Source organism: Olleya sp. 1-3 (genome assembly GCF_002836085.1).
GTDB classification, from domain to species: domain Bacteria; phylum Bacteroidota; class Bacteroidia; order Flavobacteriales; family Flavobacteriaceae; genus Olleya; species Olleya namhaensis.
Genome location: NZ_PJBW01000005.1, coordinates 1 through 16,620, shown reverse-complemented (window position 1 = coordinate 16,620; position 16,620 = coordinate 1). Strand labels below are relative to the sequence as shown.

General features: G+C 32.7%; 16 protein-coding genes. 9 read left to right on the top strand and 7 right to left on the bottom strand.

Going from position 1 to position 16,620, the window contains the following annotated elements; translation table 11 throughout:
• Positions 1-6: 6 nt before the first annotated feature.
• On the bottom strand, positions 7-960 hold the full coding sequence (locus CXF54_RS06405) for a transketolase family protein (protein WP_101202902.1): 954 nt from the start codon (positions 958-960) through the stop codon (positions 7-9).
• Positions 961-980: 20 nt separating this feature from the next.
• The gene (locus tag CXF54_RS06400; RefSeq protein ID WP_101202901.1) at positions 981-1,826 is read right to left on the bottom strand and encodes a transketolase; all 846 of its coding nucleotides are present in this window, start codon (positions 1,824-1,826) and stop codon (positions 981-983) included.
• A 202-nt stretch (positions 1,827-2,028) separates the two neighbouring features.
• On the opposite strand from CXF54_RS06400, the gene tgt reads away from it, so the two are divergent.
• The 9 genes from tgt (at position 2,029) to CXF54_RS06355 (ending at position 11,884) form a co-directional block, all read left to right on the top strand.
• Positions 2,029-3,159: a tRNA guanosine(34) transglycosylase Tgt gene (gene tgt, locus CXF54_RS06395; RefSeq protein ID WP_101203104.1), complete on the top strand. Its 1,131-nt coding sequence runs from the start codon at positions 2,029-2,031 to the stop codon at positions 3,157-3,159.
• Positions 3,160-4,233 carry an LptF/LptG family permease gene (locus tag CXF54_RS06390; RefSeq protein WP_101202900.1) on the top strand — a complete coding sequence of 358 codons (1,074 nt, stop codon included), beginning with the start codon at positions 3,160-3,162 and terminating at the stop codon, positions 4,231-4,233.
• Positions 4,220-5,128, top strand: coding sequence for a DMT family transporter (locus tag CXF54_RS06385; RefSeq protein WP_101202899.1), 909 nt, complete (start codon positions 4,220-4,222; stop codon positions 5,126-5,128). Before CXF54_RS06390 ends, CXF54_RS06385 begins: the two co-directional genes overlap by 14 nt.
• Positions 5,129-5,237: 109 nt before the next feature.
• Positions 5,238-6,191, top strand: a complete 954-nt coding sequence (locus CXF54_RS06380; RefSeq protein ID WP_090839478.1) for an acetyl-CoA carboxylase carboxyltransferase subunit alpha — start codon at positions 5,238-5,240, stop codon at positions 6,189-6,191.
• Between the two features lie 256 nt (positions 6,192-6,447).
• Positions 6,448-7,980 (top strand): replicative DNA helicase, encoded by a 1,533-nt coding sequence (gene dnaB, locus CXF54_RS06375; protein WP_090839479.1) that lies wholly within the window; start codon positions 6,448-6,450, stop codon positions 7,978-7,980.
• Positions 7,981-8,001: 21 nt separating this feature from the next.
• Entirely contained in the window at positions 8,002-9,036 is a 1,035-nt protein-coding gene (locus tag CXF54_RS06370) for an AI-2E family transporter (RefSeq protein ID WP_090839481.1), read from the top strand.
• Between the two features lie 145 nt (positions 9,037-9,181).
• Positions 9,182-10,366 (top strand): asparagine synthetase B, encoded by a 1,185-nt coding sequence (locus CXF54_RS06365; RefSeq protein ID WP_090839483.1) that lies wholly within the window; start codon positions 9,182-9,184, stop codon positions 10,364-10,366.
• A gap of 140 nt (positions 10,367-10,506) precedes the next feature.
• Complete coding sequence (locus CXF54_RS06360) at positions 10,507-10,776, top strand: EF-hand domain-containing protein (protein WP_090839487.1); 270 nt, start codon at positions 10,507-10,509, stop codon at positions 10,774-10,776.
• 13 nt (positions 10,777-10,789) lie between these two features.
• On the top strand, positions 10,790-11,884 hold the full coding sequence (locus CXF54_RS06355; protein WP_101202898.1) for an adenylate/guanylate cyclase domain-containing protein: 1,095 nt from the start codon (positions 10,790-10,792) through the stop codon (positions 11,882-11,884).
• 2 nt (positions 11,885-11,886) lie between these two features.
• Here CXF54_RS06355 and CXF54_RS06350 read toward each other — a convergent pair whose 3' ends face one another.
• The 5 genes from CXF54_RS06350 to thrS all read right to left on the bottom strand — a co-directional run bounded on the left by CXF54_RS06350 (position 11,887) and on the right by thrS (position 16,104).
• Positions 11,887-12,690, bottom strand: a complete 804-nt coding sequence (locus CXF54_RS06350) for an HAD family hydrolase (RefSeq protein WP_101202897.1) — start codon at positions 12,688-12,690, stop codon at positions 11,887-11,889.
• A gap of 163 nt (positions 12,691-12,853) precedes the next feature.
• Positions 12,854-13,198 (bottom strand): 50S ribosomal protein L20, encoded by a 345-nt coding sequence (gene rplT, locus CXF54_RS06345; protein WP_090839493.1) that lies wholly within the window; start codon positions 13,196-13,198, stop codon positions 12,854-12,856.
• A 100-nt stretch (positions 13,199-13,298) separates the two neighbouring features.
• Positions 13,299-13,496, bottom strand: a complete 198-nt coding sequence (rpmI, locus tag CXF54_RS06340; protein ID WP_055435293.1) for a 50S ribosomal protein L35 — start codon at positions 13,494-13,496, stop codon at positions 13,299-13,301.
• A 93-nt stretch (positions 13,497-13,589) separates the two neighbouring features.
• Entirely contained in the window at positions 13,590-14,099 is a 510-nt protein-coding gene (infC, locus tag CXF54_RS06335) for a translation initiation factor IF-3 (RefSeq protein ID WP_262497387.1), read from the bottom strand.
• 70 nt (positions 14,100-14,169) lie between these two features.
• Positions 14,170-16,104 carry a threonine--tRNA ligase gene (thrS, locus tag CXF54_RS06330; protein WP_101202895.1) on the bottom strand — a complete coding sequence of 645 codons (1,935 nt, stop codon included), beginning with the start codon at positions 16,102-16,104 and terminating at the stop codon, positions 14,170-14,172.
• Positions 16,105-16,620 lie beyond the last annotated feature (516 nt).

Sequence of the window (16,620 nt, the reverse complement as noted above, 5' to 3'; positions counted from 1 at the left end):
TTAGTTCTATTTTCTTTTTACAACTTTTTCGCAAGCCTTTACGATAGCTTCTGCATTTAAACCGTATTTTTCCATTAATTGAGCAGGTGTACCTGACTCTCCAAATGTATCATCTGTAGCAACAAACTCTTGAGGTGTTGGTTGATTTTGAGATAGTATTCTAGAAACACTTTCGCCTAAACCACCTAACTTATTGTGTTCTTCTGCAGTAACAACACATTTTGTTTTCTTAACAGACTCAATAATAGCATTAGCATCTAATGGCTTTATAGTGTGGATATTTATAACCTCTGCAGAAATACCTTTTTCGTTTAAAACCTTAGCAGCTTCTAATGCTTCCCAAACTAAGTGTCCAGTCGCAACGATAGTTACATCTGTACCATCTTGCAAATGTAATGCTTTCCCGATTTCATACTTTTGATCAGCAGGTGTAAAGTTAGCTACTTTTGGACGTCCAAAACGCAAGTAGACAGGACCATCATGGTTTGCAATAGCTATTGTGGCAGCTTTGGTCTGGTTGTAATCACAAGTGTTAATTACAGTCATTCCTGGAAGCATTTTCATTAGTCCAATATCTTCAAGGATTTGGTGTGTTGCACCATCTTCACCTAAAGTTAATCCGGCGTGAGAGGCACAGATTTTTACGTTTTTATCAGAATAAGCAATACTTTGTCTTATTTGATCGTATACACGACCAGTAGAAAAGTTAGCAAATGTACCTGTAAAAGGAATTTTTCCTCCAATAGTTAAACCCGCTGCAATCCCCATCATGTTTGCTTCAGCAATTCCAATTTGAAAAAAACGTTCTGGATTTTCTTCTATAAACTGATTCATTTTTAAAGAACCAATTAAATCTGCGCAAAGTGCTACAACATTAGGGTTTGTTCTACCTAATTCTGTCAATCCGTCTCCAAAACCTGATCTTGTATCTTTACTTCCTGTATTTGTATATGTTTTCATTTTGTCTTAATTCAAGTTGATTAATAATCGCCTAACGTTTCAGGGTTTTGCTCTAATCCAATAGCTAGTTGCTCATCATTAGGTGCTTTTCCATGCCAAGCATGTGTATGCATCATAAAATCTACACCATTACCCATTACTGTTTTTAGTAATACACATACTGGTTTTCCTTTTCCTGTTAAGTTTTTTGCTTCTGCCATACCTTTTAATATAGCATCAATATTGTTACCAGCTTCAATGTCTAAAACGGTCCATCCAAAAGCTTCAAATTTAGCTCTGAAACTTCCCATCGGTAAAACAGTGTCTGTAGACCCGTCAATTTGCTGACCATTTAAATCAATAGTTGCAATAATGTTATCTACTTTTTTTCCAGAAGCATACATAATTGCTTCCCAGTTTTGACCTTCTTGCATTTCTCCATCACCATGTAAACTGTACACTAAATGTTTATCACCATTTAATTTTTTAGCTTGGGCAGCACCTAAAGCAACACTTAAACCTTGACCTAAAGATCCTGAAGCTATTCTAATACCAGGTAGTCCTTCGTGAGTTGTTGGATGTCCTTGTAATCTTGTATTTATTAATCTAAAAGTATTTAATTCTTCTACAGGGAAATAACCACTTCTTGCTAATACACTATAAAAGACAGGAGAAATATGACCATTAGATAGGAAAAAGAGATCCTCTCCAATACCGTCCATATCAAAACCTTCTTTTCTGTCCATTATGTCTTGATAAAGTGCTACCAGAAATTCTGCGCAACCTAATGAACCTCCTGGGTGTCCAGAATTTACTTTGTGTACCATACGTAAAATATCTCTACGTACTTGAGTAGTTAAATCTTCTAATTGTTGTGTGCTTGCCATGTTGTATGGGTTAATTATTTTGTTTCAAAATTAGTTTTTTAATATGCCTTTACCAAGATTATTGATGACACTTATTAACGAAATGTACCGATTTCTTAACAATTACGGTTAATTAGAGTTTTCACAAACAATTTTAGCAACTATTTAGGACCCTTTGTGTTTTTCTTATATATATTTGTTAGCTGAAGATTTAAGAGATATAATGACTTTCGATTTAAAAGCAAAAGACACACAAAGTAACGCAAGAGCAGGAGTAATGACTACGGATCATGGTGTAATAGAAACACCTATTTTTATGCCTGTAGGTACTGTTGGTTCTGTAAAAGGTGTGCACCAAAGAGAATTAAAAGATGATATAAATCCTGATATTATTTTAGGAAATACTTATCACTTGTATTTGAAACCTCAAATTGATGTTTTAGAAAAAGCGGGTGGTTTGCATAAATTTATGAATTGGGATAGAAATATCTTGACAGATTCTGGTGGGTATCAAGTGTACTCTTTATCAGGAAATAATAAAATAAAAGAGGAAGGTGTTAAGTTTAAGTCTCATATTGACGGAAGCTACCATATGTTTACTCCTGAAAATGTTATGGAAATCCAACGTAGTATTGGAGCTGACATTATTATGGCGTTTGACGAATGCACACCTTATCCATGTGATTATAATTACGCAAGACGATCTATGCATATGACGCATCGTTGGTTAGAGCGTTGTATTACACATTTAGAAAAAACACCGTTAAAATACGATTATTCACAATCGTTTTTCCCAATTGTACAAGGAAGCACTTATAAGGATTTGCGTAAACAATCTGCAGAGTATATAGCAGGTGTTGGAGCAGAAGGTAATGCAATTGGAGGATTATCTGTGGGAGAGCCAGCTGAAGAAATGTATGCGATGACAGAGGTTGTTACAGATATACTACCTTGGGATAAACCACGTTATTTAATGGGAGTTGGAACGCCTATAAATATATTAGAGAATATTGCTCTAGGAGTTGATATGTTTGATTGTGTTATGCCAACACGTAATGCCAGAAATGGGATGTTATTTACAGCGTACGGATCAATAAATATTAAAAATCTAAAATGGCGTGAAGATTTTTCGCCAATAGATGAAATGGGAATTACATTTGTAGATACAGAATACAGTAAAGCATATTTACGTCACTTGTTTAACGTGAATGAGTTATTAGGAAAACAAATAGCAACCATCCATAATTTAGGGTTTTATTTATGGCTAACTAGAGAAGCTAGAAAGCATATTATTGCAGGAGACTTTAAAGCATGGAAAGATAAAATGGTTAAACAAATGAATAATCGTCTGTAAGTGAAAATATTAGATTGGTACATATTAAAACGTTATTTACTAACTTTTGCAGTTATGCTATTGTTGTTTATACCTATTGGTATAACAGTACATTTGGCTGAGAAAATTGGAAAAATATTAGAAAACAATGTGCCTTTCGGCGAAGTCATGCAGTACCTGTTAGACTTTACCATATATTTTGCCCATTTACTATTTCCTCTATTTTTATTTTTATCGGTTATTTGGTTTACCTCAAAATTAGCTAATAATACAGAAATTGTTGCTTTTTTAAGTTCAGGTGTTTCTTTTTCACGATTTTTAAGGCCTTATTTAATTGGCGCAGTCATTGTTGCTATTATCTCTATAGTTTTAGGTTTGTATTTGGCACCAAATGCTAGTAAAGGATTTAATAATTTTAAGTATAAATACCTCTCTGGCAAGAAAACAACTAATAGTACCAATGTTCTAAAGCAAATTAATGACAATGATATTATTTATGTTACTAGCTTTGATACTAAAAATAAAACAGGCATTAATTTTACTTTAGAGCATTTTGAAAATAGCAAAATGGAGTATAAAATAAGTGCTTCTAATATTAGATATATAGAAAAGGATTCTGTATTTGTATTGCGTAATTATGTAAAAAGAACTATCGGAGAAAGTTCGGATAAGTTGGAGTTAAAAAGAAAAAAAGACACACTCTTTAGCTTCGATTTAGAAGATTTAACACCAGAAGATTATATTGCAGAAACACTACGTTATAATGAGCTTGTTAATTTTATTGATAGAGAAGAAAAGCGTGGATCAAAATTTATAGGGAGGTACAAATTAGCTAAATATCAAAAATGGAGCTTACCAGTATCAGTCTTTATCCTAACTATTATTGCTGTAGCTGTATCTTCAAGAAAACGAAGAGGAGGTATGGGAGTTAATTTAGCGTTTGGTATCTGTATAGCTATGATATTTGTCTTTTTCGATAAAATTTTCGGTACACTAGCGTCTCAATCAAATTTTTCGCCATTACTAGCAGTATGGTTTCCAAATATTATTTTCGGAATTCTAGCCATAATATTACTGCGAAATGCAAAACGATAAGCTTAAAAATTATTTACACTTACATTTACTAGTATTTATTGCTGGCTTTACCGCTATTATTGGAAAGTTAATAACCTTAAATGCGGTAAGTTTAGTTTGGTATAGGATGCTTATAGCTACCGTTTTGATGTTTGTCTATATCAAAATAGCTAAGATTAATATTTCTATTAACAGAAAAGCGTTTTTTAAATTAGCTATTGCCGGAATTATAATAGCCTTGCATTGGATTACATTTTTTGGTTCTATTCAAGTATCTAATGCATCTATAGCGTTAGCCATGTTTTCTACAGGTGCTTTTTTTGCATCATTCATAGAGCCCATTATTTATAAACGAAAAATTATTACCTACGAGATTGTTTTTGGTCTTATTGTGGTTCTAGGTATTTATCTAATTGTTAGAAGCGAATTCAGATATATTGAAGGTATGATTTTAGGTGTTATTTCAGCTTTTTTGTCATCATTATTTGCGGTGCTAAATGGTAAATTCTTGGAAGAGCATTCAGCGACCAAAATCTCTTTTTATGAGTTTATTAGTGGTGTATTTTTTATCACATTATATATCGCAATGTTTGGGGATGGATTTAATGCAAATCATTTTAATGTTTCATTATCAGATTGGTTTTGGTTATTTGTTTTAGCTTCAGTATGCACAGCATATGCATTTATTGCATCCGTACATGTTATGCGCTTTATTAGTCCATATACAGTTGTATTGACTTATAATTTAGAACCTATTTATGGAATTGGTTTAGCCTTAATTTTATTTCCAGAGTCAGAGACAATGTCGTCTTCGTTTTATATAGGTGCTTTTATTATTCTAGGTGTTGTTTTAAGTAATGGTATTCTTAAAAACTGGAAGAACTTCAAAAAAAACAAGATTAAAGAAACTAATTGATTATCAAAATTTAACGTAAAAAAGCATGTATTTTAATCAAATTCTTAAAATTTGAAATAAAAAATATGTAATTTTGCTAGCTAACAAATAAACAAAACTATCATTCCCTATGGAATATTTAGAATTTGAATTACCGATTAAAGAACTAGAAGAGCAACTAGGAAAGTGTCAAATTATTGGAGAAGAGAGTGATGTAGATGTGACACAGACTTGCAAGCAAATTGAAAAAAAGCTTGTAGCAACAAAAAAAGAAATATACAAAAACCTAACCCCATGGCAACGTGTACAAATGTCACGTCACCCAGATAGACCTTATACCTTAGATTATATTAAATCGCTTTGTGGAGAGTCTTTTTTAGAGCTTCACGGAGACAGAAGTTTTAAGGATGACAAGGCTATGATTGGTGGTTTGGGTAAAATTGGAGATCAAAGCTTTATGTTTATTGGTCAACAAAAAGGGTACAATACCAAAACTAGACAATACCGTAATTTTGGTATGGCTAACCCTGAAGGGTATCGTAAAGCATTACGACTAATGAAATCTGCTGAGAAATTCGGAATTCCAGTTGTAACTTTATTAGATACGCCAGGTGCTTATCCTGGTTTAGAAGCTGAAGAACGTGGACAAGGTGAAGCTATTGCCAGAAACATTTTAGAAATGACACGTTTAAAAGTGCCTATTATTACCATAGTAATTGGTGAAGGTGCTTCAGGAGGTGCTTTAGGTATTGGAGTAGGAGATAAGATCATGATGTTAGAAAACACATGGTATTCTGTTATTTCGCCAGAATCTTGTTCTTCTATATTATGGAGAAGTTGGGAATATAAAGAGTTAGCTGCTGAAGCGTTAAAGTTAACGCCTACAGATATGAAAAAAATGAAAATTGTTGACGAAATCATTAAAGAACCTCTGGGAGGTGCTCATTCTGATAGAGAAACAACTTTCAAAACGGTATCTGAAGCAATCGTTTCTGCTTATGATGAGTTTAAAAACTTATCACCAAAGGATTTAGTAAATAAGCGTATCGAAAAATATTGTGACATGGGAGTTTTTAAGGGTTAAACCTTATAAAACCATTTGCTAACATAAATCTGAAGTTTAGGCTTCAGGTTTTTTTTATGCTTATTAACAAAAAATCAGACTTATTAACACTATAAATGTTGATGACCTGTTAAGATTGAGTAACTTTGTAATTCAATTGTTCTTAACAATTTATTTACTTTCGCTAAGTCTTAAATTAGGTGGTTTTGAACTACTTATTAATCAATATTTAACCAAAAAATCATTAAGTTTTTTAACTTAAAATTAGAACAAATCAATGAAGCAACCCAATCAAGTAAAAGGCTATCAAGTTGATAGAAGCACCATAATTAACCTTGAAAAGGGGAAGATTCCACCTCAAGCTTTAGATTTAGAGGAGGTAGTACTTGGTGCTATGATGATTGATAAAAAGGGTGTGGATGAAGTAATTGATATTTTAAGTGCTGATGCCTTCTATAAAGAAGCACATCAACACATCTTCGAAGCTATCTTTATGTTGTTCCAGGAAAGTCAACCAATTGACTTATTAACAGTTTCGACGCAATTAAAGACAAATTCGAAATTAGATTTAGCAGGTGGAGATTTTTACTTGATTTCCTTAACGCAAAAAGTATCGTCTTCTGCCCATATTGAGTTTCATGCACGAATTATTTTACAGAAATTTATTCAGCGTAGTTTAATTAAGATTTCTTCAGAGATTATTGAAGAAGCTTATGACGAGACGCAGGATGTTTTTGATTTATTAGATAAAGCAGAATCTCGACTTTACGAAGTAACGCAAGGAAACATTAAAAAATCAAGTGAAACAGCACAAGATCTTGTAATACAAGCCAAAAAGAAAATTGAAGAAATCTCTAAAAAAGAGGGGATGAGTGGAGTGCCTTCTGGTTTTAATAAACTAGATAAACTTACTTCTGGATGGCAAGAAAGTGATTTAATTATTATCGCAGCACGTCCAGGTATGGGTAAAACGGCCTTTACTTTGACAATGGCAAGAAATGTTGCCGTAAATTCAAATATACCAGTTGCCTTTTTCTCTCTAGAGATGGCATCTGTGCAATTAATTACACGTTTAATTTCTAGTGAAACTGGATTGTCTTCAGAAAAACTAAGAACAGGAAAATTAGAGAAACACGAGTGGGAACAGCTTAACGTAAAAGTAAAAGCTTTGGAGAAGGCACCACTATTTATTGATGACACACCTTCGCTTTCTATTTTCGATTTACGTGCAAAAGCGCGTCGTCTAGCTTCACAACATGGTATTAGAATGATCATGATTGATTATTTACAGTTAATGACAGCTGCTGGTTCAGGTGGTAACCGTGAACAAGAAATATCAACTATTTCGCGTAACTTAAAAGCATTAGCTAAAGAATTAAGTTTACCTGTAATTGCACTTTCACAATTATCACGTGCTGTGGAAACACGTGGAGGAAGTAAACGTCCTTTACTATCCGATTTACGTGAATCTGGGGCAATTGAGCAAGATGCCGATATTGTAAGTTTTATTTACAGACCGGAATATTATAAAATTGACGAGTGGGATGATGAAGAGCGTTCTCCTACAGAAGGTCAAGGTGAGTTTATTGTAGCAAAACACCGTAATGGTGGTTTAGAAAGTATTAGACTTAAATTTATCGGACATTTAGGTAAGTTTGATAACTTGGATGATTTTGATACACCTTTTGGTCAAGAGTTTCATAGTAAAATGAATGCTGCCGCAAATGACAATACATTTGCTCCAGATAATTTCCCTTCTGCTAATGATGCTTTTGGTGCACCGGAAGAAGATAATGATGTACCTTTTTAATATAAATTAACTATTACTTTGATGGATAAAATCAAAACTACTAATTACCTACTTTTAATAATTGTAATACCAATTATATTTTATCTATTAAAAGTGTTGTCTTTTATATTTGTACCATTGGTATTTTCAATGTTTATAGCATTACTATTTTTACCATTGATGCGTTTTTTACGCAAGCGTAAGCTTCCAAAAGCAATTAGTGTTTTAATAGTGCTTTTAGTGATTGCATTAGGTGTTAAGTTAGGAGTTGAGCTAGTTAAATTATCAAGTAAAGAAATTATCGCTTCAGATTCTCAATTTTTTCATAAGGCAGAAGACAAAATCAATCTTTTAATTGATAATACAGAAGCTTTCTTTGGAGTGGACAAAGTAGAAGGTAGTAGATCATTAACTAGACTTTTAAATAAGGACGCACTATTAAGTAATCTATCACCAACCATTAGTTTTATTACTAAATTTTTGACAGCGTTATTAATGACGACGTTCTTTGTTGTGCTTTGGTTGGCGGAATCTATAAATGTAGAGCAGTTAATTAATAAGACCATTCTAAAAAAGAAACATACCTCTATCAAAACCTTTATGAAGATAGAAAAGGACTTAATTAAATTCATTAAAGTTAAGTTTTTAGTAAGCTTCCTGACAGGTGTTTTTACAGGGTTAGCATGTTACTTTTTTGATGTTAGTTTCCCTATCTTTTGGGGTTTATTCGCATTCTTAATTAATTTTGTTCAAATGGTAGGTTCTTTTATAACAGTAATACTATTGTCTCTTTTTGCATTTGTGGAGTTAGAAACGTCTAGTAAACTTCTGTTTTTTGTGCTATCAATTGCAGGTACACAAGTATTATATGGAAGTATTTTAGAGCCTGTATTTATGGGTAAATCTTTTTCTATAAACATTATAGCAGTCTTGGTTATGTTAATGTTTTGGGGCTTTATTTGGGGTATTCCTGGGTTAATTATGGCAATACCAATTACAGTGTTTTTAAAAATTATTTTAGAGCAATTTCCAAGAACAAAGATCATCTCAGATCTGCTTTCTGGGTCTCCTAGTTAATTTAATACTAATCTCTTTTTTTGAAGTCGGTTTTTTAAGTATCTTTCAATTTATAAAACCATCTTTTTAAATGAAAAAAATAGCAATATTTCTATTTCTGTTTCTATTTGCAAACCAATTGTTTGCGTCGTACATCCTTATTCCTATGGATGCGGATACTCAGAAAAATCATTTAAAAGCTTATGGTATTACTTATTGGACGCTAGAAAAAAATGTAAAAGTTAAGTGGCTACTTAACTATAGAGGTGGTGCTTTTTTGTTGCCAGATAGTGCAGAAATTCAGCGAGAATGCCAAATTAGAGGTGTCAGTTTTGAGATTATATCAGATTCTAAAACACAACAAATTCTAGAAGATATTGCTAGTCCAAGTAAAAACATGGAAGCAGTAGTCTTAGAAAAAGCACCAAAAATTGCAGTCTATACACCACAAGGAAAATTACCTTGGGATGATGCAGTTACTATGGTATTAAGTTATGCCGAAATTCCATACGAAACAATCTATGACGAAGGCGTTTTAAAAGACGAATTATTATTATACGATTGGTTGCATTTACACCACGAAGATTTTACAGGACAGTTTGGTAAGTTTTATGCTAGATACCGTCAAGCAGCTTGGTACATCCAAGAAAAAAAGGAAGCAGAAGCTTTAGCCACTAAACTTGGATATTCTAAAGTATCAGAAGAAAAACGTGACGTAGCACTAAAAATTAGAGATTATGTTGTTGGTGGAGGGTTTATGTTTGCCATGTGCAGTGCAACCGAAAGTTTTGATATCGCATTATCCGCAGCAGGAATAGACATATGCGAGCCCATGTTTGATGGAGATGCCAGTGACGCTAACTACCAATCCAAATTAGACTTCTCTAAAACGTTCGCTTTTAAAGATTATACATTAGAGCGTAGTGCCCTAGTCTATGAGTTTTCAAGTATTGATATGACCATGAAACGTAAAATACCTAAACAAACGGACTATTTTTCGTTAATGGATTTCTCTGCTAAATGGGATCCAATTCCTAGTATGTTATGTCAAAATCATACGGCATTAGTTAAAGGGTTTATGGGACAAACAACCTCGTTTACTAGAGACCAAATAAAGTCAAACGTATTAGTCATGGGAGAAAATAAAACAAATGGAGAGGCTAAATACATTCATGGTATAAAAGGAAAAGGCTTTTTTACATTTTATGGTGGTCACGACCCAGAAGACTATACACACCAAGTTGGTGATCCTAAAACCGAATTGGAATTGCATCCAACATCTCCAGGTTACAGATTAATACTTAATAATGTGTTATTCCCTGCAGCAAAAAAGAAAAAACAGAAAACTTAATATTTGGGCGTTACCACAAGGGTCAGGCTCTCAAGGCTCGCACTCTGCGAGGTGCTCAAACAAACCTTTCCATCCTTAACGCATCAGGACAATCGTTAGGTTTAAATTATAAATCAGTATTCATTCAATCTAAAAGTATTATGTCAACAAAAGATCAAATCCTAAAAAAAATAGAAATTTTAATTACTAATCATTTTGATTCTCCTCAAAAAGCTTTTTCGTTTTTTGATAACGATGGTGACAAACAATTATCTAAGTCCGAAATTAAAAACTTATTACAAGAAGCAGAAATTAGTGGATTTATTCGAGGTATAGTATCATCAAAACTTATTGAAGGATATGATAAAGATGGCGATGGTTTAATAAGTTGGTCAGAGTTTCAATTAGCTTTAGAAGAGATTTCTGAATAATCCACTCTACAATTTGAAAAACATTGTATTTCCATTTGTAAGGCTATTAATTGCAACCATTATATTTTGGTCGTTTTCCTTTTGTCTCTTTATTACAGTACGCTATTACCAAGTGGGCACAGAAGGAGGAAAGGCATTTCAAACAGGAAAAGGACTTCAAGAATTAGATGTGGATGTTGTACCGTTCATTTATTGGTTAGAGTTTGGTATCTATGCAGGAATTGTAGTGGGGTTTGTATATGCAATTGTAGAGCTTCTCTTTCAAAAATTACATTTAGACAAACTAGCTACAGGTTTAGTTTTATTGCAGAAGTCATTTATTTATCTACTAATGTTGGTGTTGTCAACAAACTTTATTGTTCACTTAATAGAAGTTCAGATTGATAGAAATCTACCTAACGAGTCAGGATGGTGGATAGAAAATAAGGTGTTTTGGTTAGTGGTTGGTTATTTTGTAATCTGTTCATTAATATTTTCTTTCTTTAAATTAGCAAAAGAAAACTTTGGAAGAGGTGTGTTTTTCAATCAACTTATCGGTAAATATAAAAAACCAAGAGAGGAAAGGCGCATTTTTATGTTTCTAGATCTTCAAGCGTCAACAACTATTGCAGAACAATTAGGGCATTTTAAGTACAGTGAGTTAATTCAAGAGTGTTTTTACGATCTAAATCATGTACTGCCTTATTTTGACGCAGAGATATATCAATATGTTGGAGACGAGGCAGTAATTAGTTGGTCTTTTGATAAAGGAATAAAAGATAATAACTGTGTTGAGTTATTCTATAAATTTCAAGATAGATTGCTTAAAAAGCAAAAATCTTACATCAAAAAATTCGGTTTACTCCCTAAATTTAAAGCAGGATTGCATGGCGGAAAGTTAATTGTAACAGAAGTCGGTTCAATTAAAAAGGAGATTGCATATCATGGTGATGTTATAAATACATCAGCAAGAATACAAGGAGAATGTAATACCTACAGTCAAACTTTACTTATTTCAGAAATACTGCTGCAAAAATTAAAATTGCATAAGTATAAGTTGGAATCTATAGGAAATATAGCTCTAAAAGGAAAAGAGCAGGAGGTGAAGCTGTTTTCTATCAATAGGTAAGTTTATTTTAGACTAGCTATTAATTGTTTGATAATGTGTTCTACACCATTGTCATCATTAGTTTTAGTGCTATAATTAGCAATACTTTTTACATTAGGATGCGCATTTTCCATTGCATAGCTAAAATGCGCTAATTTCAGCATTTCTATATCATTATTATAATCGCCAAAAACCATAGTTTCTGCTTCACTTATATTATAAAGTTCTTGTATATGCTTTATAGCATAGCCTTTATTAGCGATGTTTTCCGAAATATCCACCCAATGATTTGCAGATACTTTTACTTTAAAATCACTTTCAAGATGCTTTACAGCTGGATAAATGTGTTTTTCAGAGCTTTCCTCATGATACAATGCTATTTTATAAACAGGTTCCTTAATATCATCTAAGCTATCTATTACGTCGTAATTGGAGTAGTATTCACTTAAAAGCGACATCAGTTTTTTAGATTTACTAATAACATACGCTTTGTCTTTTGTGCAAAACACTGGATGTGCATCATGTAATGTCGTTACCAACTTGGCAATACTATTTAAGTTATTTGGATTAAATGTATTCGAAAGTATCAACTTATTATTTTCTACCGCTAATCCACCATTCTCAGAGACTATAATAATACCATCTTTTATAGTTGCCAATTTGTCAATCATACTATAGTATGGACGTCCACTAGCAGCAACAAAAAGTATGTTTTTTTCTTTTAATACTTTGTACAATTCAAAAAACTCAGCACTGACTTCGTGGTTTGAGTTTAATAAAGTACCATCTAAGTCAGATACGATTAATTTTACTTGGTTTAAAATCATAAGATAGCATTCTATTTTGTTGTAAAATTAAAGATTATGATTGGTAAAAGACAATTATTAAAGTTAAGTTATAATTAAAAGGCATAAAAAAATCCGATTCAATTAAGAATCGGATTTTCTATGTTATAAGCGAAGTATTGTTATACAATTGGCAAAATGCCTTTTATTTTACTTTGTTCACAATTGCTTCAAAAGCATCTGGATTGTTCATTGCTAAATCAGCTAAAACCTTACGGTTTAATTCGATATTGTTAGCTTTTACTTTCCCCATAAATTGTGAGTAAGTCATTCCATGTAATCTAGCTCCAGCGTTAATACGCGTGATCCATAGTGCACGGAAAGTTCTCTTTTTATTTCTACGGTCTCTGTATGCATATTGCATAGCTTTATCAACCGCATTTTTTGCTACTGTCCAAACGTTTTTACGACGTCCAAAGTAACCTTTTGCTTGTTTAAGCACCTTTTTTCTTCTGGCTCTTTTGGCAACAGAATTTACTGATCTAGGCATAATTTTAATGTATTTTGTAGTAGGCGGTTAATTAATAACACTTTGTATGGGCCTAACTCCAGGGTTTATAAATAATAATTTGTAACCAATTAAGGTAATGTTACTTTAAACGTAGCATTACTTTAATATTGTTCTCATCCGCTTTATGTACTAAACCGTCATGAGTTAACTTAAGCTTACGCTTTTTAGACTTCTTTGTTAAGATGTGACTCTTAAAAGCGTGCTTTCTTTTAATTTTACCAGTACCTGTAAGCTTGAAACGCTTTTTAGCACTAGATTTTGTTTTCATTTTAGGCATTTTGTTTCCTAGTTTTAATTATTTCGCTTATAATATTTTTAGTGCTAAACATGTTTAGCATCTTGATAATCTAGATAGTTAGACTTTTAAAATCTACTTCTTTGGAGCAATAAACATTGTCATACGTTTCCCTTCAAGTCTTGGCATCTGTTCTACTTTACCAATTTCTTCCAAATCTTGGGCTAAACGTAATAATAATATTTGTCCTTGCTCTTTAAACACAATCGATCGTCCCTTAAAGAAAACAAAAGCTTTTAGCTTTGCACCTTCTTTTAAGAATTTTTCGGCGTGTTTTTTCTTAAACTCGTAATCATGATCATCTGTTTGTGGTCCAAACCGAATTTCTTTAATTACAACTTTAGTAGCCTTGGATTTTAATGCTTTTTCCCGCTTCTTCTGTTCATAAAGAAACTTCTTGTAATCCATTATTTTACATACAGGTGGAACTGCTTTTGGCGAAATTTCTACCAAGTCAAGTTCTTGCTCTCTTGCAAATTCTCTTGCCTCTTTAGTGGTATAGATTCCTACTTCAACATTCTCTCCAACTAGACGCACTTTTTCTGCTCTAATCTTACCGTTAATGCTGTGCTGATCTTCCTTAATGATTCTTGCCGGACCTCTTGATCTTTTTCTACGTATTGCTATGACTTATATATTTTAGTTAAACTTAATTTTAAAATTGTCTTTTTGTCTTATTTATCTCTGTTTTAACAATCTCTGCAAAGGTATCTACACTAATCGTGCCTAAATCTTCACCGCCATGTTGTCTGACAGATATCATGTTTTCCGCCTCCTCTTGCTCTCCAATGATAATCATATAAGGCGTTTTACTCATTTCAGCCTCTCTAATTTTCTTACCAATGGTCTCGCTTCTGTTGTCTACAAGTGCGCGAATTTCGTGATTTTCTAGCAAAGTTAAAACATTTTGACCGTATTTCTCGTATTTCTCACTAAGAGTTAATATAGAAACTTGATTTGGCATTAACCAAAGTGGAAAATTCCCACCAGTATGTTCTAATAAAATGGCTATAAAACGTTCCATACTTCCAAAAGGAGCACGGTGTATCATTACCGGTCTGTGCGATTCATTATCACTACCTTTATAAGATAATTCAAAACGTTCAGGTAAATTATAGTCAACCTGAATAGTTCCTAATTGCCATTGTCTTCCTAAAGCATCCTTTACCATAAAGTCTAATTTAGGACCGTAAAAAGCAGCTTCGCCAGTTTCTATAATATAATTTAAGTTTTTATCCTTGGCAGCATTTATAATTGCTTGTTCCGCTTTCTCCCAATTTTCTAAACTTCCAATATATTTTTCTGGCTTTTCTGGATCACGTAAAGAGACTTGCGCAGTAAAGTTTTCAAACCCTAAAGATCCAAATACATATAATACTAAATCAATAACATTTTTAAACTCTTGGTCTAATTGATCCGGAGTACAAAAAATATGAGCATCATCTTGAGTAAAACCTCTAACTCTTGTTAAACCATGTAATTCTCCACTTTGTTCATATCTATAAACTGTACCAAATTCAGCAAATCGTTTTGGTAAATCTTTATAAGACCATTGCATACTGTTGTATATCTCACAGTGATGTGGGCAATTCATTGGTTTTAGTAAAAATTCTTCACCTTCTTTTGGTGTAGTAATTGGTTGGAAGCTATCAGCACCATATTTTTCATAATGTCCAGAAGTAACATAAAGTTCCTTTTGACCAATATGTGGTGTAACAACCATTTCATAACCAGCCTTTTTCTGTGCAGCCTTTAAAAAATCTTCTAAACGCTCACGTAAAGCAGCTCCTTTTGGTAACCATAACGGTAAACCAGCACCAACTTTCTGAGAAAATGTAAAAAGCTCAAGCTCTTTACCTAATTTTCTGTGATCACGTTTTTTTGCTTCCTCTAAAAGGTGTAAATATTCAGTTAATTCTTTTTGTTTAGGGAAAGATGTTCCATACACACGTGTTAATTGTGGTTTATTTTCATCCCCTCTCCAGTAAGCACCAGCAACAGATAATATTTTTACGGCTTTAATAATCCCGGTATTTGGGATATGTCCACCACGACATAAATCAGTAAAAGTAGCATGATCACAAAAAGTGATAGTCCCATCTTCTAGATTTTCAATTAATTCAGTTTTATATTCATTGTCTTTATATAAAGACAAAGCATCAGCTTTAGTTACAGATCGCATAGCAAACTCATGTTTACCTCTAGCAATCTCTAACATTTTATTTTCAATAGTCTTAAAGTCTTTGTCAGTAATCGTTTCATCACCAAAATCTACATCATAATAAAACCCATTATCAATCGCAGGACCAATGGTTAATTTGCTTTTCGGATACAACTCCTCGATAGCCTGAGCTAAAACGTGAGCAGAACTATGCCAGAACGCTTTCTTTCCTTCATCATTCTTCCAAGAATATAATATAAGAGACCCGTCGGTTGTCAACTGTGTTGAAGTTTCAACCGTTGTACCATTAAAACTTGCCGAAATAATATTTCTAGCCAATCCTTCACTAATACTCTTAGCAACATCCATAGGTGTAGAATCTTTTTCAAAAGATTTCACACTACCATCAGGTAAAGTAATTTTTATCATCAATATCAAATTAGGCTACAAATATAATAGGATAATAATAGACTGGCAATACAAGTATTAAGTAATACTAAATAAATTCTGCCATATTAAAACAAATAGGGCGTTACCCAAAGGGTCGGGCTATCACTACTCGCTTTTTTTTGCAAATCATATACCTTATATATGGTGTAGTATTTAAAATAATCAAAAGTCATAATATTATAAGGTATATAAAAAAAAAGAGCTCAAACAGACCGTTCTATCCCTAACGCGTTGAAAATCAGCAAACAGATTTCAATACAGCCAACATTTGTAATCTTGAGGTAATTCAATCCTAAAAAAATAATTAAAAAATAATTAAAAAATATAGTATTGTAACACGCTAAGCACAAAGGATTAAAGACAGATGTTATCTTTAAATTAAAAAAAGATTACTAAAAGGGTTGTGGGAACCAAAAAGGCTTGTATATTTGCACCCCGAAAACGACGTAACTATAACAGGTTATTTAGCAATTAGGAAATGTTCAGAGAGTTATA